Below are 20,502 nucleotides of genomic sequence, written 5' to 3'. Positions count from 1 at the left end.
CTTTCCTTTATTCCTTGAGCCCGGAATATCCCAATTCTGGCTAGTTGCATCGTCCCTGCCGGCGAGCTCCCGCGATCATCAACGCCGCGTCCGGCAACAATTGTTATACGATCTGGAAAATGTATCCTTGATCCTCTATTCTAGAGAAGGTGCAGGACAGATTCTTCAATGCCAAAAGGAGGTTAGAATGAAAACAGCACTCGGGGTTGGACTTGTTGTACTAAGCGTTATTGCCGCGATGTCCGTCGTCGCTTGGGATATTTCCATGGCGATGAAGTTATCCGGCTATGCGGGATTGGGCTCCTTAGCCTTAGCCGCTCTTTTTTCTGGCGCTGTGATTGATCCCGATTCCAGGCGTGCGGATATGGCGACCGAAGGCAGGGAATCGAGAGACCGAAGGTTCAAATTATCCACTTTTTTCCTGCTGGTCGCTTCACCGAATCTGCTTGCGTGCCTCATCCTCTACTTCGGTTCGAAATGATTTCAATCGGGGATGCGACCGACTCCATCGCATCATTTGCGATAGAGTCGGCTTTACGCTGCAACTTTAAAATACTTTCGTCGTCCAGGATTCACAATTCCATGTCTCCGTCACGACATCACGATAAAATTCAGGTTCGTGGGAAATGAGCAGGATGCTGCCCTTGTATGCCTTGAGTGCACGTTTCAGTTCTTCCTTCGCATCGACATCCAGATGGTTCGTCGGCTCATCGAGCACGAGCAGGTTGGTCTCGATATTGACGAGCTTGCAGAGGCGAACCTTCGCCTTCTCGCCGCCGCTGAGCACGGCGATCTTGCTCTCGATATGCTTCGTCGTCAGCCCGCACTTCGCCAATGCCGCACGCACCTCGAATTGGGTGAAGGAAGGGAACTCGCTCCAGATCTCTTCGATGCACGTATTATAGTTCGCATCTTTGACTTCCTGTTCGAAATAGCCGATATCGAGATTATCTCCCCGTTCCACAGAGCCGGATATCGCTGGAATCTCGCCGAGAATACTGCGCAGCAGCGTCGTTTTACCAATACCGTTCGCACCAACCAATGCGATCTTCTGACCGCGTTCCATTCGGAGGTTCAACGGACGGGACAACGGCTCATCATAACCGATGACCAGATCTGTTGTCTCGAACACCAGCTTGCTGGAAGCACGGGAATCTTTGAAGTTGAACTGCGGCTTCGGCTTTTCCTTCGCCAGCTCGATAATCTCCATCTTATCCAGCTTCTTCTGTCTCGACATCGCCATGTTGCGCGTAGCGACACTGGCCTTGTTGCGTGCGACGAAGTCCTTGAGGTCGGCAATCTCCTGCTGCTGACGCTTATAAGCAGCTTCCAACTGCTGCTTCTTCATTTCATAGACTTGCTGGAACTTATCATAGTCGCCGACATAGCGCGTCAGCTCCTGGTTTTCCATATGGTAGATCAGGTTAATGACGCTATTCAAGAACGGAATATCATGCGAGATAAGAATAAATGCATTCTCATAGGCTTGCAGATATCGCTTCAACCATTCGATATGCTGTTCATCCAGATAGTTCGTCGGCTCGTCCAATAACAGGATGTCCGGCTTCTCGAGCAAGAGCTTCGCCAGCAGCACCTTCGTGCGTTGACCGCCGCTCAGATCGTTGACGTCCTTATCAAGACCGATATCATTCAGCCCGAGGCCGCGTGCCGTCTCTTCGACCTTGGCATCAATCATATAGAAATCTTGATTGGTTAACGTATCTTGAATCGTACCGACTTCCTCGAGGAGCTTCTCCAGCTCTTCTGGCGTTACGTCCCCCATCTTGCCGTACATGTCGTTCATTTCTTGTTCCAGGTCAAATAAATATTGGAAGGCTCCCCTTAACACATCACGAATCGTTGAGCCCTTGCTAAGTACGGCATGCTGATCGAGGTAGCCGACACGTACGCGCTTGGACCATTCAACCTTGCCTTCATCTGGTTGAAGCTTGCCGGTGATGATATTCATAAATGTGGACTTGCCTTCTCCGTTGGCGCCGATAAGGCCAATGTGCTCGCCTTTGAGCAGGCGGAAGGATACATCCTTGAAGATTGCACGGTCTCCAAAGCCGTGGCTTAGTCGTTCTACGTTTAATATGCTCATCCATGACACCTTTTCTTATATACTTTGTGCTTGATTTATTATAAACGTTATCGAGCCTAAAAGTAAGCGAAAAATAGCCTGAGCCCGTTTTATGCATGTTCGGCTGTGGAACTGATGCGTCCGTGGACAGGGGATTCTGCCCGAAGCTTGCTTACGTGATAAGTTCTCTGTCTGCAGGAAGAAAATCATGCCCTGGAAAATGGTTGGAGGGAAAAGGAGCAGGACTCTTTTTCCCTCATGACAAAAAGTCTTGGATCCGGTCTCGATACTTCCCCATGGCGCCTTGAATCATAATCAGATTGCTGGCGCCAATCAGCTGAACGATCTCAATCATCCGCGGATACACTTGTTGAAAATATACATTTGCGGCAAGCAGCGGCTTCCGGGCCGGAAGCATATTGCCCCATCGATCGGGGGAAGCCCCTTTCTCGGCGGCAAGCTGAAATGCCTTGAGCGTCTCAAGCGCTACGATTACCTCCGTTACCTTCTCGAAAACATGGCCATGGCTTTCCAATCCGGCGGTCTTCACCAGCATGTCGATCATGCCGAGCAAAAACTCCGTTTTGGCAATGTTCTTGCAAATGCGTGCCGGCGCAGGTGTGAAAATGACTCTCATCCAGTAACCGGCATGCCATTTTTTCATCCCCGCATATGAAGACCCGGTTTCTAACCGCGAACTCAGCGGATCATTGTAAGTGGACTCTCCGCCTACAAAGCTTTCCCTGCATAGAAAGCTGATGCCTTCCAGGTTGCTGGGAACTGCGTAGGCGAAGGAATAGGGGCTTTCCTCTTCCACAGTGAAAGAGAACGGCGCGGGGAATACCAGAATTACGTCCGCGGTTGCTCCTTGCGTGTCTAACAAAAAGGCACCGCGAATCACGATTCCGTCTTTGTTTTTCTCCATGATTCAGGCCGCCTCCGGCTCTTCGAATGTTCGAAGAAAAGTGGATACCCTCCCCGCCTTCGGCTGAATAAATACATGAGAAAGCGTAATATCGTTTTCCCGGCAGGCTTCGTAATCCGTCGCAAGTTCGAGGCATACGCGGGATATTGCTCTTCAAACACCCCGGCCGCAGCCGAAAAAGCCATAATGGCGGTGTTTATGTAATCGGGGAATGATGATTTATCCGCTCGACATACTCGCTCCCGTTTTTGACCGGCATTCAGAGCGCCTCCTCGTTTCTGCCTCTACTTTATTCGTTCCAGGACAGCTTGGAATGAACGAATATCTTGGCTTCTCAAAATAACGAGGACACGGGCTGGCATGCGGCCATAAATTCATTTTAACGGTCCCGATGGACCAAATAATTCAATAAATGCTTCAAAAAAGCGATATGGCGAGGGATCGCTCTCAATGCTTCGCTGGCCAGGCAGTAATGCTCCCACATCTCTTTTCTGGCGCCTTCATGACCAAGGATGGTCACAAATGTCGAAGTGTTGTTTTCCGCATCCTTGCCGACAGGCTTTCCGAGCAACTGCTGGTCTCCTTCATAATCAAGCAAATCATCCTTAATCTGAAACGCAATCCCCGCATGATAGGCGAATTTTTTCAACGCCGACATTTCCGCCTCGTTCACCCGCGCGAGAATGGCAGGCATGATGATAGAGGCCTCGAAGGCAATCCCGGTTTTGTAAAAGCATATCGCGTTCATTTGCTCCAGCGTCAGCGCCTGGCCTTTGGATTGCAAGTCCATCGCCTGGCCCGTGCAAATATCCGCGGCCTTTTGGGACGAATATCGCATCAGTGCCAGCACCGTGTTCGGATCGAACCCGTCCAGGGAAGCTTGTTCTTCGATCGCCTTCTGAATCAGGAACAGGCCGGTTAATTCGGCCGTGGCGCTGTTATACGCCTGGTGCAGGGTTGGCCTTCCTCTGCGCGTCGCCGCATTATCCTGCGATGGCAGATCATCGAAGATTAAAGAGGCGGTATGCATATATTCCAATGATCGCAGCAGCGGCACAAGCGCTGAAGCCTTCAAGCCATATTCCTGTACGCCCATGACCCAGGCCAGGATCGGTCTCAACCGCTTGCCGTCCCCTTCGAGACTGTAATTGGCGGCATCAATAAGCGTGTCCTGCACCGCCGGATTTCCGTGATGCTTCGAAATCGGCAACACCTCGTTGATCTGGCGGCGAACCGTTTTGATCGTTGCGAAAAACCGCTCCTTTTCCTTCCGCTCGTTTTTCAACGCGGTTACCATCTGATCACGAAGCAGTTTATCCAAAAAATCAACCCCGTCCGCTTTGCGCACCATATGTTGGATCAGACGGTTGAATTCCGGGATGCCGGCCGTGAAGAGATCCATGATTTCATGATACTTTTCGTTCCCGACGCGCTGTTTGCACCGTTTTAGACCGTTGATCGCGCGAGCCAGGATCACCTCGCGGGACTTGGCATCGGAGCGGTACACGTTATGGATCAAATGGGAGATGACCGCCCAGTACAGTTCAAATGGATTGATCAGATCCTTGCGCTGACCATGGTATTTCAAATAATAAGTATAGGGTGTTACGGCGCCGTCTCTCATATCGTCAAACATATCCGCAAAATCATCGGCCAACTGGTTGTAGATGCCATAACAAAATGTGCGGTGATGAAAGCCTTCATCCTCGGGGGCGCGAATGAGCGGGCGGACGACCAGCCGGGAAGAAGAAGATTTCAGGATGATTGGCACGTACAGCTCTTCATTGGTGTAATCCGGATTCGACAGTTCCTTTGCGCGGTCCAGATCCTGGGAATGAAAAAACACGTAAGACTGCTCGAAAAATATTCTCTCCGTCTCCGGCAGCTGATGTTCTTTAATATACTCAAAAGCATCCCGGAGCTCCGAATGGATGAACCGGAGCATCTCTTTGTCCCTGCCGGCCCATTCTTCCCATTCCGGCACCGTTCCCGTGAGCAGCGCGGAACGTATCATGCGGGAATATTGCTCCTTCTCGCGCTCGCGCAGCACATGAGAATCGAGCAGGTCGTCAATAAAGGGATAGGTCAGTCCGTAGGAATAACCTAGCCTGATGGCTTCATCAAGTCTTCGGGCGCGTTCCGCCGGCAATATATCGTCCTCCATATCTTCGAGGACATGGAGAACAACTCCGGCAATGATTTTAATTAGCTTGCGCTGGGCCTGCTCCGCATCCATTCCTTCCGGTATATGGGCGGATACGCTTCTCAGCTTGCCGATCACCCATATCGCGGCGTCTTCGATCCCTTCCTTCTGAGCCCAACGATATACCCCGGCCAGGCTCATCGCTTCGGGCTGTTGTCCTCCGTTGGCGGCCGTGGAATGAAGCAAGTGCTTTTTGAGGCCGGCCATGCAGCGCTGAATTCGAATCTGGGTGTCCGAAGAATCCAACGCTTTGCCAAGATCCCTCATATACATATAAGACACGCTTCGCTCCAAGTAAGCGTCTAATTTTCCGGCATCGTTCAGCCAATGTATATATTTCTCATCATCCGAAGCTTCCGGTTTTCTCTTCCTCCGCGACCAAAGGGAGAGCCATGAAGGAGGATGAAGATGGTCCTGTTTCCAGCATTCAAAATCTGCGGTCAGAGCAGGCGCATAAATCTTGTCCTTGACCTGCGCAGCGAGGGAGGCAAAATAGTGAGCGGCCTTCTGCTCGGCTGCCCGATACCCTCTCTCGGCTTGATCGGTCATGTCGTATTTCATAGGATGTCCCTCGGCTTCTCGTATGGATTCATTCGTGCCCCGGCTGTTCGTCGGATCGGGGTTAAGACTTTATACGTGAGATCATCTTAGCGGTTACGAAATTATGACGAGGCAAGTGATGGAATGCACGCCAGAATTATTGTGGTAAGATCAATGAGTAACCACATCTTTTGTTCAAGGAGGCTTATCATCATCATGGCCGACCAACCAATCGACGGGACGAAGAAAAAAGGTTCTGATCTCGATCCCCATATGCGTTTGGAACCAAAAAGATTCACGGGGTTGCAATGGTTATCCCCAACCGACAAACCGTTCCGGTTAAGCGGTTTCCCCTGGTTTAAGCAGGAGCGGTTTTTCCGCAGACTTCCCCTTCAGTCACAGCATACGATCCCCCCCATTGTCTATATGCTCGCTAACCATACAGCAGGCGGGCAGCTTGCGTTCCAGACCAACTCCCGTCAGTTGGCGATTCGCGTGCACTTGGCCAATAAGGCGGATTTGTATCATATGCCTGCCACCGGGCAATGCGGATTTGATCTTTATCTAGGGAAGCCCGGGGAGCAAGTTTATTTCAGAACAAGCCAATATGATCATGCCCAGCTCCATTACGAAGCGATGCTGTACGATTTCCCCGCTGCCGGGATGCGCCATGTGACACTGAACTTTCCGCTCTACCAGGGAGTGAATGGGCTGGCCATTGGCGTAGAGCCGGGTGCGGTAATCGCCGCGCCGCTCCCCTACCGCAAGGACAAAAAAGTGATCGTCTATGGCACATCGATTACGCAGGGCGCCTGCGCCTCCCGGCCGGGAATGGCCTACACGAATATATTAAGCCGCCGCATACCTCTGGAATTTATTAATCTCGGATTTTCCGGGAGCGGCTGCGGAGAGCCGGAGATGGCGCATATCATCGCCGGGATCGACAATCCGGCGATGCTGGTGCTTGATTATGAAGCCAATGCCATCAATCCGGACCTGCTCAAGCAGACATTGCCGGAGTTTATTCGTATTTACCGGGCGGCTTTTCCCCAAGTTCCGCTCCTCGTTATTTCGAAAATGGAATTCGCCAGCGAGTCTTTCATGCCGGAAATAAGGGCACTGCGTCAGGAAATGGGCCGGATTCAACGGGAAGTTGTCGAGAAGTTCCGCAAGCAAGGCGATTCGCAACTTCATTTTTATGACGGCAGCACACTTCTTGGCACCGATGAGACCCGGTTTGAATGTACGGTCGACGGCATCCACCCCACCGATCTTGGCTTTATGCGCATGGCCGACAAGCTGACGCCGATCTTCAAGCATCTGCTGCGGCACGAGCTTGCCTGAGTCTTCCCAGCAAAAGTCCTCCTGCGCGACGCAGGAGGAAATATTCTTCCGCTTTGGATATGGGCTTGACACGAACACGCCTCTCCCCTCCTCCTTCCGTATTTCCGCCATGATACGGGCATCGGCCCTCCCTTTTGTCCTTCAGCAACCTTACAATTTTATAAGCCTCTTGAAAGCTGGATCGATTAGTGTGCAGATGTCTTCTGCTGTATAGTTAAGCCATGGATAACAATGCTAAACTTTCTTGAGGTGATAGATATGAACGGAAACAAACTAGTCTCGGCTCTTTCTTACTGGAGCGTTCTTTTTGCCCCGATTTTATTTCCGATACTTGTCTGGATTGTCGGAGACTCCGAGAGCAAGAGTCATGCCAAACGAGCGCTGTGGACGCATATTCTTCCTACGGTTACAGCCATTGCAGGCTTTGCGGCGTTAGGAGTCATCAGCCTGAGCGTGCGGGAGGTCGAGGTGACCTTGGGGATTGGATCGGTTATTACCGTCGCTCTTTGCGGTCTCATTAGCGTATACTTTTTTATTTGGAATATTGTCAAAGGGATTCAAGTGATCAAATCATAACCATGATATTGCAACAGAGGGAGGTGCCGGCCGGCACCTCCCTCTCCACAATCATAGGGAACTCTATCGAACCCGAAATCCCTTCCCGAACCGAAAAAGAAGTTGAAAGCGGAAAGAACCTCCAACATCACGGCAGCCGTGAAGCAGAGGTTCTTCTCATTGCCCAACACATCAAGTCCTTCGTACCTGCGCATCGCCTTGCGAAAGGTTCACGCTGCCGTCTCCCAGCAGCTTGCGGTTAATGAGCGTGCAGATTTGATCCCAGGCTTCATGGATGAAGAAATGCCCGCCTTGAAATCGGTGATATTCAAATGATCGCTTGGTGTATTGCGCCCATTCCAAAATATCGGGCAAATTAACAAGTTCATCTTCATCGCTCAGAAAAAAGACAATATCGCCATCCACCGGCCTCGGCTTTCCGTTCACCCGATATTGCTCGATCATACGGTAATCCTGCCTTAGAATCGGCATGAAGTGCTGCAGCAGCTCCTTGGATTCGAAAAACTGCGCCGGCGTACCGCCTATCTTCCGGATTTTCTCCAAAAATTCCGCATCAGACAGCTTGTGCATGGGCTCTGTGTCATACTTCAGATGGGGCGGTATGCGGCCGGATAAAAATAGCGCCACCGGCTGCGGCAGTCCGGAAGCCCGGGCAGCCGCGGCGAGCTCATAAGCTAAGCCCGTTCCCATGCTGTGGCCATATACGGCATACGGACGCTGTAAAATCCAAGGACGCATCTCGACCAAAAAGTCTTGGACAGCTTCCTCCACACTCGCATGAAAGGGCTCTGCCATTCTTCGGCCATGCCCTGCCAATTCCAAAGGACGCACCTTGATTCCCGGTTTGAGTTTTTCCGCCCATTTGCTATAGATGGCATGCGCTGAACCGCCGGCATAAGGTATACAGAACAAATCGATCTCGCTCATCCCGCTCACTCCCCTGGCCTCTCCCAATCTGTCCTTCTAGTAATGATAAAATCCCCGGCCGCTTTTGCGCCCAAGCAGGCCGGCATCGACCATCTTCCTCAACAACGTGCAGCATCTGAATTTCGAGTCGCCGTATTCCTTATACAAGACATCCAGCGAACGGACGACGGTATCAAGCCCAATCAGATCCGCCGTCTCCAGCGGCCCCATTTTATGGGCGTAGCCTTTTTTGAACATCAGATCGATCTGTCTCGGCTCCGCCACTCCCTCCTGGACCAGGAATGCCGCTTCATTCATGAATAAATGAGACAACCGGTTGGAGACGAAGCCGGGAGAATCCTCCACCAGAATTGGCTGCTTCCCGATGCTCTTGAGGAGCGCTTCCGCCGCTGCAATCGTCTCCTGCGAAGTGTGGTAGCCTCGCACGGTCTCCACGATTTCCTTGAGCGGGACGGGATTCATGAAGTGCATCCCGATCACCTTGTCCGGCTTGTCCAACAGGGACGCAAGCTTGGTGGGCGAAATGCAGCTTGTATTCACGCCGTAAAACGTATCTTCGCTGCATACCTCGCCCAATTCCCGGTACAGCCGGCTTTTGGCCTCCCAATCCTCGGTAATGTTTTCAATCACCCAGGATACATGTGCAAAATGATCATATGTATTCGTTACCGTAATCCGGCTGAGGATGTCTTCGGCGTCCCATTCGCGCAAGGCAGGAGAAATCATACGATAATTTCGAATATTGCGCTCGATTTTTTGCGGTATTTGCTGCAAAGCTGCCGGATCAATATCTTTGACAATCACCTTATAGCCATGAGAGGAGAGAGTGGACGCAACATCCACACCCATCACTCCGGCCCCCACTACGGCAATCACACTCATGCAGGCCACTCCTTATATTATTGTAGTAGTTACTTCCGGTTCAGAATCCGGATCGCGCCGCCGTATCACGCGGCGGTTCCGGCATGTATTGAGATGTCGAATTGATGGATGTCGGCGTTCTATGGAGTGATCTGTTCGGATCTCACGATGAGCATTGGGAGGATGGGTCTAGGAAGAAATGGGATCAAAATAAAAACGGACGGCTCATGGCAAGCGTTCTCCGTTCGTGAAGTCATTCGAATGCTGTTCTCTTCAAAATATAACACATAATAGTAGATTGTTCCATTGTTTATTTTAAACTATTATATTTTAGTATACTCCTTGGAATTAAAGCTAATGGAGAGGAGCCCTCCATCCGATAAAAGAACCATCCCCCAATTCCAATGGACGGGGGACAGTCGGGAAAGGAGGAGTTCACATGCGTATTGAGTCCGGCTGCCGGCTTCCGTCTTCAATCCAACGGAAGACTCAGAACAATGAATTATTATTTGAAGACGTCTTGACAGTGGATTCATGGAACTCAACATACAGGCCTGCCCTTCTCCGTTCATAAGTAATGTGGAATCCCCGCCGGCCTCTAGCCCAATAACTGGTTTCGGCTATGACGCGAAGGATGACAGAAGCAGTCCAACGTATGGTCATTCACCATGCCTACCGCCTGCATATAAGAATAACATATCGTGCTGCCAATAAATGAAAATCCGTCTTTCTTCAAGCTTCTAGACATTCGGTCGCTGATTTCATTGGACACCGGAACTTCCTTTACGCTTTCCCAGCGGTTCACGATCGGGCTGTTCTCGAGAAAACTCCATATATAACCGGAAAATGAACCATGCTCCTTTTGAATGGTTAAAAAAGCCTTGGCGTTCGTGACGACGCTTTGAATTTTCAGCTTGTTGCGGACAATTCCTTTATTATTCAGTAACGATTGCAATTTTTCATCGGTATAATGAACGATTTTCTCTGCGTCGAAATCATCAAAAGCTTTGCGGTAATTTTCTCTTTTTTGCAAAATCGTCCACCAACTGAGTCCCGCCTGCGCTCCTTCGAGGCACAGCATTTCAAATAATATTCGATCGTCGTATACGGGAATTCCCCATTCTTTATCATGATACTCTCTGTATAACGGTTCATTTTCCTTTACCCATGCGCATCGCTTAATCATTTGCCTTTTCTCCTTATCTATCGCGCTATGTCTTCGCCGTTGCATCATTTTTCGGCTTGCTGATATTTATATTATCGTCTTGGGATACGATTTTCATCAAGCCCGGCCGGAGCATCGCTATCAATGGGGCGCCATGGAGTTTCCTAAATGTTCCTCTAGGTTTTTATCCACTCCGAATCAGGGACAGCGTCATACATTGATACCATATTATTGAATTCTCGTCTCTGCAGTTTCTAGCAATCAGGGCAGTCGATCTTTTGGAAAAGGGTGATGCTTGTTTGCCTGTTCAACATGTATTTAGCAAATGGAAAAAGACGCGCATTTTGCAAAACTCATCGCTGAAGCGTTACATCCCCAAGACGGCCATATACAATTCCATCAGTCTGAGGGATATGCTGAACCGCTACAACATGGTGTATGTGAAGCCGGATAAAGGCACTCACGGGAAAGGAGTCATGCGCGCCAAAAAACGCTCCAATGCATCGTTTGAGCTGAGAGAAGGAGTTTCCACCAAAGTGTTCCGTTCAATGGACGATTTGCAGTCCGGGATCAAGTCCAGAATCGGGAAGCGAAAGTATTTGGTGCAGCGGGGGATTCGTATGATGAGCCACCGCGGCAGAAAATTCGATCTCCGGGTCTTGGTTCAAAAAAATTTAAACAATAAATGGGAGGCCATGTCCATCTTCGGCCGCAAGGCAGCCGCCAATAAGATTGTCACGAATGTCAGCAATGGCGGTTCCATGGAATCGCTGTCTGCCCTATTGCGTCCACATATGAATCCGTCCTCCATTGGCAAGCTCCGCCGTGAATTGAACCAAATGGGCTTATCGGCAGGAAAAAAATTAAGTAAAAAATACAAAGGTCTAAAACAGCTAGGGCTCGATATCGCGCTCGATAAAAATCTGCGGCCATGGATCCTGGAAGTGAACACAAGTCCGGCCATATATGTCTACCGAACCATCAATCCTTCCGCCTATCGCCGAATTCTGCGTTATGCCAAAGCATACGGGCGATTCAAGTAAACGGAAGGAGGCCGCCTGCAGAAGAATCCCGTCGCAGGCGGCCAGTGTTCAGAAGCGGGCCGGCTCTAAATCGCATCGTCAAAAAATGGACTGGCCGCGTTGCCAGAGTCAGCGTATTTTATGGCCATTAGGCAAGTTCGGCATGGTTTGATCCCCGTATCTGTTCAGTAATACATCTTTGGACATGAATAAATAGGCGGGGGTTTGTTTTTTTAAGTTCCTTAACGGATTGTTTGCCGAGACGAAATAGATCGGCATCATCGTGGCATACTTGATCCATTTATACAGCACGTTGCTTATCTGTATCGTTTCGAAGCCTAACCCGCTTCCTCCCCGGTTTAACATCGTTATCCCGATAATTCCTTTAATATCATGGCGCTTCGGATGATTGCGCACATATTCGGCAAGATCAGGCAACGATTTTTCAATGAGGCGATAGAGTATTTTTCCCTTTTTGATTTCACTTTTTATGGACATCATGTTTTTCAAAAGCATGACATTATGCAAATGAATTTTTAACAAAACGTCGCCTTTTTTAATCATGGTTCCATCGGATAAGAGCACGTGCCTCCCCCGGAACGAAGTAATCCTGACGCGGAACGTGCTGCCGCCTTCATGTTCGATGCATTTCAATCTGGTACAGGCATAGTACATCGGATCAATGACACTCCAGATGGAAAGTGCAAAAGCTTTGAACCACATGAACTGTTCCCCTTTGTCGATATCTACTCTTATTTTGCCTTGGGAAAACAAATTCATGGGTGGAAAGTTTCAGTATTATTTCTAACATTAATCATCGAGCTCCACGCCCTGTAGGGACTCTCGCCTATGATTTGGGAAGCCGAACGCAGAATTCACTCCCGTGGCCAAGCGCGCTTTTGGCGGAAATGCGCCCTCCATGCGCTTCCACGATCGCTTTGACGATCGCCAGTCCGATCCCGGCTCCGCCGGTTCGGCGGTTGCGGGATTTCTCGCCCCGATAAAACCGTTCAAATATAAACGGCAGTTCCTCTTGAGCGATGCCAGTTCCGGTATCCGTAAGGGTGACCTTCGCATAGGACGGCTCTTCGGAGATAACGACACGGATGCTGCCCTCGTTCGTATATTTATAGGCGTTATTCAGCAGGTTTACAAAAACTTGAACGAGCCTTACATAATCGCCGGTCAAAAAAACATCCTGGTCCTGCTCTATAGCAATGGAAATATTTTTATCTGCAAACTGGCCGGCTACCGTTTTCACGGACTCCCGAATCACTTCATTCAGCGACACTTTATTTTTTTGAAGCTGCAGCATCGGATTTTCGACCGCCGTCAGCTTCTCAAGATCATGGATGAGCTTCACCAATCGCATCACTTGTTCATGGCATACCTGCAGCTTGTCAGGCGTCGCTTGCCACACCCCGTCCTGGAAAGCTTCAATATGGCTTTGAATCGTGGCTAATGGCGTACGTAATTCATGCGCGATATCGGCCGTCAAATTTTTGCGCAGCTTATCCTGCTGCTCCAGGGCATCCGCCAGGTGATTCAACGCCAAGCCTACCTCGTCGATTTCTGTTTTCGGGCTGGCCAGTGCAACCCGGGAAGACAGATCTCCGGTTCTCATTCGGGTGGCTATCTGCTTGATTCGCATGAGCGGGCGGCTTAAACTATTTGCCATGAAGACGCTGAAGAGGGAGACGCCAACGATCACAATAAGGAGGGCGCCCCATAATAAAAAGTTGAACAACCTCAGGAACTTTTGATTTTGGGAGGCAAAGGCGCTCTCGATTCCTTGAATTTCGAGCTTGCCGATTTTTTTTCCGTTTTTCATCATGCTTTTCGTAATGATATTATCGTTATCGCCGATCTCGTATCCTGTATCCGCGCCTCCGGGCGGAGTATGCATCATCCTGCCCATCCTGCTTGTATCCCAGATCAGCTCATTCCTGTCATCGTAGATTTTGACCGTATAATTACGGAGCATGGCTTGGTGGGAAAGCTGCATGAGCGAGCCCATCGGCCATCCGTCTGCCTCCGCGTTGTAGGAGGTCTCCAGATCGTTAAGCAACATGTCGGCTTCTGCTTGCTGCTGATTCTTCATATACTGGCCGAAGGCAAAGGTCATGACCAGGTAGACGAGAAGCGTTATGGTCAGCAGCGAGGTGAGCGCTACCCCGATATGCGACAATAACAGCTTTTTGCGAAGTCCGCTCTTATTCATCCGGATTCACCTGAAATTTGTATCCGACGCCGAAAACCGTCGCGATAAATGTCGGTTTTCTCGGGTTATCCCCTATTTTTTGCCTAATGTTTTTAATATGAACATCGATCGTGCGCTCGAATCCCTCAAACGTGTCCCCTTGGATAAGGTTAACGAGTTCCAGGCGGCTGAATGCTCGCTTTGGATTCTTCGCCAGAAGCTCAAGCAATTTGAATTCAATGGGCGTGAGCGAGACAGACCCCCCCCTGACTTTCACTTCATGCCGTTGGGGATCAATGGACAGATCGTTATTGCAGAAGGAAAGAGGCTTTTCTTGCTGCGGCGCGACAGGAAGCTGCGCTCTGCGCAACAAGCCAATCACCCGCACCACCAGCTCTCTGGGGCTGAATGGCTTCATAATATAATCGTCTGCTCCGATCAGAATTCCATTCACCATATCATCCTCGCTGCTTTTGGCGGTCAGCATCAGGATGGGAACGTTGGATGTCTTGCGGATGGTTCTGCAGATTTCTTCGCCGGACATGTCAGGCAGCATCAAGTCCAATATGATCAGGTCAGGCCGCAGATGCTCCCACAGACTCAGCGCTCCCTTCCCGGTATCCGCTTCATACACCAGATAATCATTTTTCTCCAGATAGGCTTTAATGACTTGAAGGATATCAGGCTCATCATCGACAATCAAAATTTTTGCGCGATCCATACGTATCAACCTCACCCTATATACAAAGATAGGCCTTGCGATATTCGCGAGGCCTATCATAGCACAGTATTAATTGAAATTCATCATACTGCCGCGCCACTGAGAATTGCTCATCATTCCCCGTCCCATGCCATTGCCGTTGTGACAGCTGTCGTACATCCGTTCAATCTGTTGATCCGAGAGGCCGGGGTGCATTTGCTTCGCGAACGGCAGCATCTGTTCAAAGCCGCTGCGGTCACCGCCCGCATTATTATCGGCCGATGCCGCATATGCGCCGGCTGCTCCCATCCCCATGAACCAAGACCAAGGCGCTAACGCCAAGCCATACTTTTTTCATTAGTGTCTCCTCCTTTTGGTTATAATATAAAGGAAAGATGTGAAGATCGTATTTGCAAGTTGTGAAGATGTTATAAAGGAGTTTTGTCGGTCATGCGCAGACTTCTGGAAATGCAGAGCCTCGTTAGCTTAACGCTGTTAACAGCACGGCAATCGTATTGAACACGCCGTGGACGATCATGCCGGGCACGGCTGAACCTGTCCGCTCATAGGTCCAGGCAAGCACGACGCCGCTAATAAAATTTACGGGCATCGCATTCGTTGTAGGGAAATGAGCTGCGGTAAAGATGAGCGAGCTAATCATGATCGCCCGCCCAATGCCGGTACGCGCCCGCAGCCATTGATATATAAAGCCCCGGTAAAAGATTTCTTCATAAAAAGGAGATACGATACCTGCCGCGGCAATCGCGATCGCGATGGTAAAGAGCGAGACATGCTGCTGCAGACTCTCTGTCTTGCTGTTCTCCACCGGGTTGCCAAGAAGGCCGGTGAGGTAGACGGCCGCGAGGCTCAATACGATAAGAATCAGCGTCCAGAACGGAATCCTCCGCCACACTTCTCCCGGAAAATGCTTTACCCCCAGATCCGCCCACGACAAATTGTGCGGCCGCAACGCAACAACATAAAGCCCAATCAATAGCGTAATCGCGATCGTAAGCCCGGTTAACGTTCCGGAATAAAGCGGATTACCCAGCCACTGCTCATAGATCGACTGCACCGGGTATTTGATCACGAATATCACAAAGACGAATTCCAACGCAAGCAATGCTGCCAGTTCCCGCCATGTCCAGCGGCTGTTTTTCTTCTGCATCACTGTCTGTTCCCTCCTGATCCCTCAATCCTCTGTCGTATAATTTAACTATACAAGGTGACGCTGCGTCACTTGCAAGCTTTATTATTGAGCGGGAACAGCAGGACGGGAGGACTGCAGAATACCGGCTTGGCAAAAAAAAGAAGCGGATCTGAAATCTCAGCAGTTCCCGCTTCTCCATCGCATCTATTTTACGTATGTGGCTATCGAATTGCTCAGATCTCGCAGTTCTTCGTTCAAATGGGCTAAGGTCTCCTCTGTTGCCGGCGCATCTTGGCCGTCATAGACAAGCTGTTCGAGGAATTCCAAAATATCCTCCAACTTGCGTCTGCCTTGATAAAATTGCAATGCGTCGGCGTCGACGGCATAATCCGGATGCCGCTTCCGGTATATGCGGATAAAGGATTCAAAGAAGGGTTCATCAACCAAAAACATCATGTCTGCCTCCACGGGGGCCAGCTTCAGGCCTTCCCAGTCGATCAACACAAGCTGCTGCCCGGACTGCATCATATTCCAGGGGGGGATGTCCGTATGGCAGAGAGCCAATCGGATGTTGCTGTTTTTTAGACGTTCCGATCGCTTCTCTACGCTGTCAACCAGGGCCAAAATCTGCTCCCGATAAGGATTGATCCGTTCTCGCACATCGCCGGGAACCGCTTCATGCTCCTGCTGCCAAAATTCCTTCAACGACCGGGCAAACGGAACTTGAAAATCTTCCTTCAACGCGTCCGTACCAATGGAATGTCTTCGCCGTAACGATGGAGCTCCCCCATCATATCCGCAAGCTGGCAGACCTGCTCCGTCGTCAACGCGTTGCCGCCAATGGCGGCGCCGTGAATATATTCATACATCAGATAGATCCCGTTTTCATCTTCGCATTGATAATGGCCGCTCTTCGTCAGCAGCGGCACCGGGATTTCCCCTTCAGGCCGCTATGCCGCAAGAGCCACAACAAGACCGGCACATAGTTATCGATCAGAGCCGCCCATTTTGGGGTCGAAGCCCTGCTCTTTTCATACATTTTCAAGAAATAGTCCTGATGCGCCGCACCTGCTTTAAAGGCGAGCGCGGACCATCCGCCCTGCTGCGGGATGACCTTCGCTCCCTCGATATCATAATGGCGGTTCTTGAGTAGGAAAATGAATATTTCCACCATCCTGAAAACTGCACCATTTCCCTGGACACGCCCATCCGGCAGTCGAAATCCGCAAAACTCCACGATTTCTCCAGACGCTCCTATTCAGTAAGCGAAATCCTGCATAAATACAGCAATTCGATATGGACGACTATTCCAGAAAGGGAATCCTGCAAAATTACAGGAATTTCCCCCGTTTCGCTTCGGTTTGAAGCAAAAGGGCCTAAAATGATGTAGATTTGCAGCAATTCCTCGGGATGGGGACTCATTAAGCCGAAATTCCTGTAAAATAGCAGCAATTTCCTCCGCACGTCCAAGCCCCAGGAGGCAACGATGCTTCCAGCAGGCCGGATAATGCTTCGAGCAGGCCGATAATGCTTCCAGCAGGCCGGATAATGCGATGATGCCCCCAGCATCCGACGCGGTCGCTTGGATCCCGTAAAATCAGGCCAATGAGTAGTCTATGGGGCTTTTTACTTGTGAGTGATCTCTTCTCCCGGTAGAGAAAATCGATTTAAAACACTCTAAGAGCCAAAGTTTGGAAGAGGAAAATGGACCATCTCCACCCCTTCACAAAAAAACAGGGGATTTTCCAACAGCCTGAAAAGTGCAACATTTCCGGCAGATTTTTGCTTTCTATCTCTTGTATTGGCTGCAATTGATGCGTTTTTGCAGGAATGCCTGTAACGGAGTAAACATCGTAAGGAAAATCTTCACTTTTGCAGCTTTTCGGCAAGTCGAGGCTTGAGATTCAGGAGGGCCGTCTCACGGCAGCTAAATCCTGCGGATGAGACAGCCCCTTCTTCGTTACTTAGTGTCTCGCCGCTTGACGGCTGATCAGGAGCATCATGAGGGCCAGGGCGAGAAAATAAGCGGGCATCGTGAGTAAAGAATCATTGTGCAAGTAACTCATCCCGCTCGTAATCAGACTGACCACCACATAGTAGCCTAATCCGAAAATCGCGCCCGCCGTACCAAGCACATCGCCATAATGGACGAGCGCCAAGCTCAGGCAGTTCGGAATGGCCATCCCTATCCCCAGCAAGAGGATAAAGATGCAGGCTGCCATGAGCACCAAGAAGACAGCGGACGGTCTGATTCCATACAGAGCGAGACCTGCAAGGCATGCAGCTCCGGCCGCCGTCACGGTACAGCCCATCCGGATGATGCGTTCTGCCGGAAATCTCGCGACCATTTTTTTCGACAACATCGCCCCGAATATGGAAGACATCGCTACCAAAATACCGAAAAAACTGAACATCCCCGGGGTCATCCGAAAAAATTCAATAAAAATAAACGGCGCTTCGGCATAGTAGCTGAACAAGATGCCATTGGTGGCGCCGATGAGAAAACCGAAGGCCCATATTCTCCGGTCCGACACGAGGCGCTGGGCCACCGCCCATGTGCTAATCTTCGCCGCGGCGGACACTCTTGTCTCGGGCAGAGCCGCCAGCGTGTACATGAAAATCGCGATGCTCATCACGACGAGCGTGACGAACACCGCCCGGAAGCCAAGCGCTTGATCGATCCACCCGCCGATCAAGGGCCCGATTGCCGGCGTGAAGGCAAGCGCAGCCGATATTTGAGCAAATACGGCATGACGCTTGGCTCCATCGATACTCTCGCGCAAGATCGTCTGCGTCACGACGGATCCGGTACTGGCGCCAAAGGCCTGAATGAAGCGGCTCACCAATAACCATCCCGCCGAAGGAGACAGGGAACAGCCCAAGCTTCCCAGTCCATAGACGAAGATTCCCCATAGCAATGCGGGACGCCGCCCGATGGAATCCGAGAGCCTTCCCCAGCAAAACACGCCGCAGGCGAAGCCGAGGAAGTAGATGCTGAGCGTCAGTTGAATCAGGTTGCCGCTTGCCTGGAGATGACTGGCGATATCCGGCAAGGACGGCGTATATATCGTTTCGCTAATCTGCGGAAAACCGACTAAAACAATGAGCAACCATAATGATGGCGTTGAGATTTTTCTTTGCACTGCGAATATCCCCCTATAAATTCGAAAATCTCGATTCGCGGCAAAGAAATTACGGAATAGGGGGTTTGCATTTGCACAATCTGGAAAATGAGAGCATAACCATTCACCTTTTATCTTATAGGGGGTTAAAGCATATCAAGCATTATAGCAATATTCCAGGGAACTGACAATCGGTTGAAATAAGAATGGAATACCCGTTCACCGCTTTTGAATCCGCTCCGCAATGTCTGCAAGCCGCTGCACGCCAACGCGCAATTGCTCTTCATTCATCACTGAATAGGTCAGCCGAATCCAGGGTTGCATCTCATGAAGCGGGTCGCAGATTTGACCGGGAACGAAGGAAATAGATTGCCGGATGCTCTCGTGAAATAGATCGGAGGCGGGAACCGTATCCGGAAGCCGAAGCCATATATTCAGCCCCCCCTCCGGAGTGGACCACCGCCAATCAATAGACGCGGCTGCCAATTCCTCCTCCATAATATCTCTTCGGATCTGAAGGGCAATTCGCAATTTTTCCAAATGCTGCCGCATCCGTTCCGACTGAAAATAATGCAAAAATATTTTTTGCGTAACTAACGGGTTTCCGTTGTCAGCCAGCGATTTGGCGGCGATCAAAGGCCCGATGACCGACGGACGCCCATATACGGCGCATATCCGCAACCCCGGCGCCACATACTTGCTGAAGCTGCGGAGATAGACTACCCATCCTTCGGTATCATAGGTGAATAAAGGCTGCGGCGGCCGTTCTTCAAAATACATATCGTGAAACGCATCGTCTTCTATCAGCACGCAGCGGTAACGTTCGGCCAGCTCGACGAGCTGCTTGCGCTGCACGGTCGGCAAGGTATAGCCCGTCGGATTGTGGAACGTAGGATTCATATAGAAAAATCGCGGCCGATGCCGCTTCATCAGCATTTCGACCATGTCCATGTCGTAGCCTGCGGGAGCAAACGCGACCGGAATCAATCGGGCTCCCTGCGCCCGGAATATATCAAGCCCCGCGCTGTATGTCGGGCGTTCAACCAATATGGCATCCATTGGCCGGATAAAGATTCGGGCCAGCAAGTCGATCGCCTGCTGCGCCCCAGTCGTGATCAACACCTCGCTTGGGTGCAGATGAACCCGGTAATGGCCCATCAGATACTGGCTCAGGACCTCGCGCAGCTCTTCATCCCCCTGCGGAGTGGAATAGATCCCCATAAGCTTCGGGTAGATGTCAAATACCTTTTTCACATACTCGGATAGAAACAGATTCGGCAGTAAATTCGGGTCGATCACCGCTTGGGAAAATTGATAGGCGGCCGTTACCTTGTGAATGTCGGACAGCTCACTGTTCATTTGAACGGCGGAGGATGGGGGCTTCTGTTGTTCATCATGCCCCCTAGCAAGCAGACTCCCGGCTTCGGAGCAGACATAATAGCCCGATTTCTCCTTGACATAAGCTTTTCCGCTCTGTTTGAGCAGTTGGTAGGCTTTGAACACCGTCAGCCGGTTCACCCCCAATTCAAGGGCAAGACAGCGAATCGAAGGAAGCTTGTCATGCGCATTCCATTCCCCCCGTTCCATTCGCGCCATGATGTGATCGTACACTTGTCTATAAAGCATGCAGACGCTCCCCCTTGTCGAGGTTGTTCGAAATTTTGTTCAAAAAAGACTCCTGAGA

20 protein-coding genes are annotated in these 20,502 nt (G+C 50.5%); 4 read left to right on the top strand and 16 right to left on the bottom strand.

Features of this window, described 5'->3' with window-relative positions:
- Positions 1 to 187: 187 nt before the first annotated feature.
- Entirely contained in the window at positions 188 to 481 is a 294-nt protein-coding gene (locus L6439_RS13420; protein WP_213469387.1) for a DUF5316 domain-containing protein, read from the top strand.
- Positions 482 to 547: 66 nt separating this feature from the next.
- Here the strand turns inward: L6439_RS13420 and L6439_RS13415 are convergent, their stop codons facing one another.
- From L6439_RS13415 to L6439_RS13405, 3 genes are all read right to left on the bottom strand, one after another.
- A complete protein-coding gene (locus tag L6439_RS13415) occupies positions 548 to 2,104 on the bottom strand; it encodes an ABC-F family ATP-binding cassette domain-containing protein (RefSeq protein WP_213469388.1) in 1,557 nt (518 codons plus the stop codon).
- A gap of 235 nt (positions 2,105 to 2,339) precedes the next feature.
- Entirely contained in the window at positions 2,340 to 3,008 is a 669-nt protein-coding gene (locus L6439_RS13410; protein ID WP_237096856.1) for a 4-hydroxyphenylacetate 3-hydroxylase C-terminal domain-containing protein, read from the bottom strand.
- A gap of 379 nt (positions 3,009 to 3,387) precedes the next feature.
- Positions 3,388 to 5,772 carry a polyprenyl synthetase family protein gene (locus tag L6439_RS13405; protein ID WP_213469389.1) on the bottom strand — a complete coding sequence of 795 codons (2,385 nt, stop codon included), beginning with the start codon at positions 5,770 to 5,772 and terminating at the stop codon, positions 3,388 to 3,390.
- Positions 5,773 to 5,967: 195 nt separating this feature from the next.
- On the opposite strand from L6439_RS13405, the gene L6439_RS13400 reads away from it, so the two are divergent.
- Both L6439_RS13400 and L6439_RS13395 read left to right on the top strand, forming a co-directional pair.
- Positions 5,968 to 7,095 (top strand): SGNH/GDSL hydrolase family protein, encoded by a 1,128-nt coding sequence (locus L6439_RS13400; RefSeq protein WP_213469390.1) that lies wholly within the window; start codon positions 5,968 to 5,970, stop codon positions 7,093 to 7,095.
- A 258-nt stretch (positions 7,096 to 7,353) separates the two neighbouring features.
- Entirely contained in the window at positions 7,354 to 7,671 is a 318-nt protein-coding gene (locus L6439_RS13395) for a magnetosome magnetite crystal formation protein family (protein ID WP_213469391.1), read from the top strand.
- 171 nt (positions 7,672 to 7,842) lie between these two features.
- Here L6439_RS13395 and L6439_RS13390 read toward each other — a convergent pair whose 3' ends face one another.
- The 3 genes from L6439_RS13390 to L6439_RS13380 form a co-directional block, all read right to left on the bottom strand.
- Positions 7,843 to 8,598, bottom strand: a complete 756-nt coding sequence (locus tag L6439_RS13390) for a thioesterase II family protein (protein ID WP_213469392.1) — start codon at positions 8,596 to 8,598, stop codon at positions 7,843 to 7,845.
- A 36-nt stretch (positions 8,599 to 8,634) separates the two neighbouring features.
- A complete protein-coding gene (locus L6439_RS13385; RefSeq protein WP_168180414.1) occupies positions 8,635 to 9,480 on the bottom strand; it encodes a 3-hydroxyacyl-CoA dehydrogenase family protein in 846 nt (281 codons plus the stop codon).
- Between the two features lie 577 nt (positions 9,481 to 10,057).
- A complete protein-coding gene (locus tag L6439_RS13380) occupies positions 10,058 to 10,645 on the bottom strand; it encodes a DNA-3-methyladenine glycosylase I (RefSeq protein ID WP_213469451.1) in 588 nt (195 codons plus the stop codon).
- A 278-nt stretch (positions 10,646 to 10,923) separates the two neighbouring features.
- Between L6439_RS13380 and L6439_RS13375 the strand changes: the two genes are divergently transcribed.
- A complete protein-coding gene (locus L6439_RS13375) occupies positions 10,924 to 11,667 on the top strand; it encodes a YheC/YheD family protein (RefSeq protein WP_168180413.1) in 744 nt (247 codons plus the stop codon).
- A 108-nt stretch (positions 11,668 to 11,775) separates the two neighbouring features.
- On the opposite strand, the gene L6439_RS13370 is transcribed toward L6439_RS13375, so the two are convergent.
- From L6439_RS13370 to L6439_RS13325, 10 genes are all read right to left on the bottom strand, one after another.
- Positions 11,776 to 12,369: a YkoP family protein gene (locus L6439_RS13370; protein WP_213469393.1), complete on the bottom strand. Its 594-nt coding sequence runs from the start codon at positions 12,367 to 12,369 to the stop codon at positions 11,776 to 11,778.
- Between the two features lie 124 nt (positions 12,370 to 12,493).
- Entirely contained in the window at positions 12,494 to 13,867 is a 1,374-nt protein-coding gene (locus tag L6439_RS13365) for a sensor histidine kinase (protein ID WP_213469394.1), read from the bottom strand.
- Positions 13,860 to 14,567 (bottom strand): response regulator transcription factor, encoded by a 708-nt coding sequence (locus L6439_RS13360; RefSeq protein ID WP_213469395.1) that lies wholly within the window; start codon positions 14,565 to 14,567, stop codon positions 13,860 to 13,862. Before L6439_RS13360 ends, L6439_RS13365 begins: the two co-directional genes overlap by 8 nt.
- Before the next feature lie 69 nt (positions 14,568 to 14,636).
- Positions 14,637 to 14,888, bottom strand: a complete 252-nt coding sequence (locus tag L6439_RS13355) for an FAD/FMN-containing dehydrogenase (protein WP_237096855.1) — start codon at positions 14,886 to 14,888, stop codon at positions 14,637 to 14,639.
- Between the two features lie 139 nt (positions 14,889 to 15,027).
- Positions 15,028 to 15,714 (bottom strand): CPBP family intramembrane glutamic endopeptidase, encoded by a 687-nt coding sequence (locus tag L6439_RS13350; protein ID WP_213469452.1) that lies wholly within the window; start codon positions 15,712 to 15,714, stop codon positions 15,028 to 15,030.
- Positions 15,715 to 15,900: 186 nt separating this feature from the next.
- On the bottom strand, positions 15,901 to 16,437 hold the full coding sequence (locus L6439_RS13345; RefSeq protein ID WP_237096854.1) for a phosphotransferase family protein: 537 nt from the start codon (positions 16,435 to 16,437) through the stop codon (positions 15,901 to 15,903).
- Positions 16,434 to 16,625 (bottom strand): hypothetical protein, encoded by a 192-nt coding sequence (locus L6439_RS13340; protein WP_237096853.1) that lies wholly within the window; start codon positions 16,623 to 16,625, stop codon positions 16,434 to 16,436. The genes L6439_RS13345 and L6439_RS13340 overlap by 4 nt, the downstream gene beginning before the upstream one ends.
- Positions 16,613 to 16,870 (bottom strand): hypothetical protein, encoded by a 258-nt coding sequence (locus L6439_RS13335; protein ID WP_237096852.1) that lies wholly within the window; start codon positions 16,868 to 16,870, stop codon positions 16,613 to 16,615. Before L6439_RS13335 ends, L6439_RS13340 begins: the two co-directional genes overlap by 13 nt.
- Before the next feature lie 790 nt (positions 16,871 to 17,660).
- Entirely contained in the window at positions 17,661 to 18,839 is a 1,179-nt protein-coding gene (locus L6439_RS13330; protein ID WP_213469396.1) for a multidrug effflux MFS transporter, read from the bottom strand.
- A 198-nt stretch (positions 18,840 to 19,037) separates the two neighbouring features.
- The gene (locus L6439_RS13325; RefSeq protein WP_213469397.1) at positions 19,038 to 20,444 is read right to left on the bottom strand and encodes an aminotransferase-like domain-containing protein; all 1,407 of its coding nucleotides are present in this window, start codon (positions 20,442 to 20,444) and stop codon (positions 19,038 to 19,040) included.
- Positions 20,445 to 20,502 lie beyond the last annotated feature (58 nt).

The sequence above is a fragment of the Paenibacillus dendritiformis genome (assembly GCF_021654795.1).
Classification (GTDB): Bacteria; Bacillota; Bacilli; order Paenibacillales; family Paenibacillaceae; genus Paenibacillus_B.
Note: the sequence above shows the minus strand (reverse complement) of the source record. Positions and strands in the feature narration are given on the sequence as shown.

Bases quoted from the DNA above. Each gene is read 5' to 3' on its own strand.
- L6439_RS13390 (WP_213469392.1), bottom strand. From the start codon at position 8,598: ATGAGCGAGATCGATTTGTTCTGTATACCTTATGCCGGCGGTTCAGCG.
- L6439_RS13395 (WP_213469391.1), top strand. From the start codon at position 7,354: ATGAACGGAAACAAACTAGTCTCGGCTCTTTCTTACTGGAGCGTTCTT.
- L6439_RS13400 (WP_213469390.1), top strand. From the start codon at position 5,968: ATGGCCGACCAACCAATCGACGGGACGAAGAAAAAAGGTTCTGATCTC.
- L6439_RS13370 (WP_213469393.1), bottom strand. From the start codon at position 12,369: ATGTGGTTCAAAGCTTTTGCACTTTCCATCTGGAGTGTCATTGATCCG.
- L6439_RS13350 (WP_213469452.1), bottom strand. From the start codon at position 15,714: ATGCAGAAGAAAAACAGCCGCTGGACATGGCGGGAACTGGCAGCATTG.
- L6439_RS13380 (WP_213469451.1), bottom strand. From the start codon at position 10,645: ATGATTAAGCGATGCGCATGGGTAAAGGAAAATGAACCGTTATACAGA.
- L6439_RS13325 (WP_213469397.1), bottom strand. From the start codon at position 20,444: ATGCTTTATAGACAAGTGTACGATCACATCATGGCGCGAATGGAACGG.
- L6439_RS13415 (WP_213469388.1), bottom strand. From the start codon at position 2,104: ATGAGCATATTAAACGTAGAACGACTAAGCCACGGCTTTGGAGACCGT.
- L6439_RS13365 (WP_213469394.1), bottom strand. From the start codon at position 13,867: ATGAATAAGAGCGGACTTCGCAAAAAGCTGTTATTGTCGCATATCGGG.
- L6439_RS13420 (WP_213469387.1), top strand. From the start codon at position 188: ATGAAAACAGCACTCGGGGTTGGACTTGTTGTACTAAGCGTTATTGCC.
- L6439_RS13335 (WP_237096852.1), bottom strand. From the start codon at position 16,870: ATGGTGGAAATATTCATTTTCCTACTCAAGAACCGCCATTATGATATC.
- L6439_RS13405 (WP_213469389.1), bottom strand. From the start codon at position 5,772: ATGAAATACGACATGACCGATCAAGCCGAGAGAGGGTATCGGGCAGCC.
- L6439_RS13385 (WP_168180414.1), bottom strand. From the start codon at position 9,480: ATGAGTGTGATTGCCGTAGTGGGGGCCGGAGTGATGGGTGTGGATGTT.
- L6439_RS13360 (WP_213469395.1), bottom strand. From the start codon at position 14,567: ATGGATCGCGCAAAAATTTTGATTGTCGATGATGAGCCTGATATCCTT.
- L6439_RS13410 (WP_237096856.1), bottom strand. From the start codon at position 3,008: ATGGAGAAAAACAAAGACGGAATCGTGATTCGCGGTGCCTTTTTGTTA.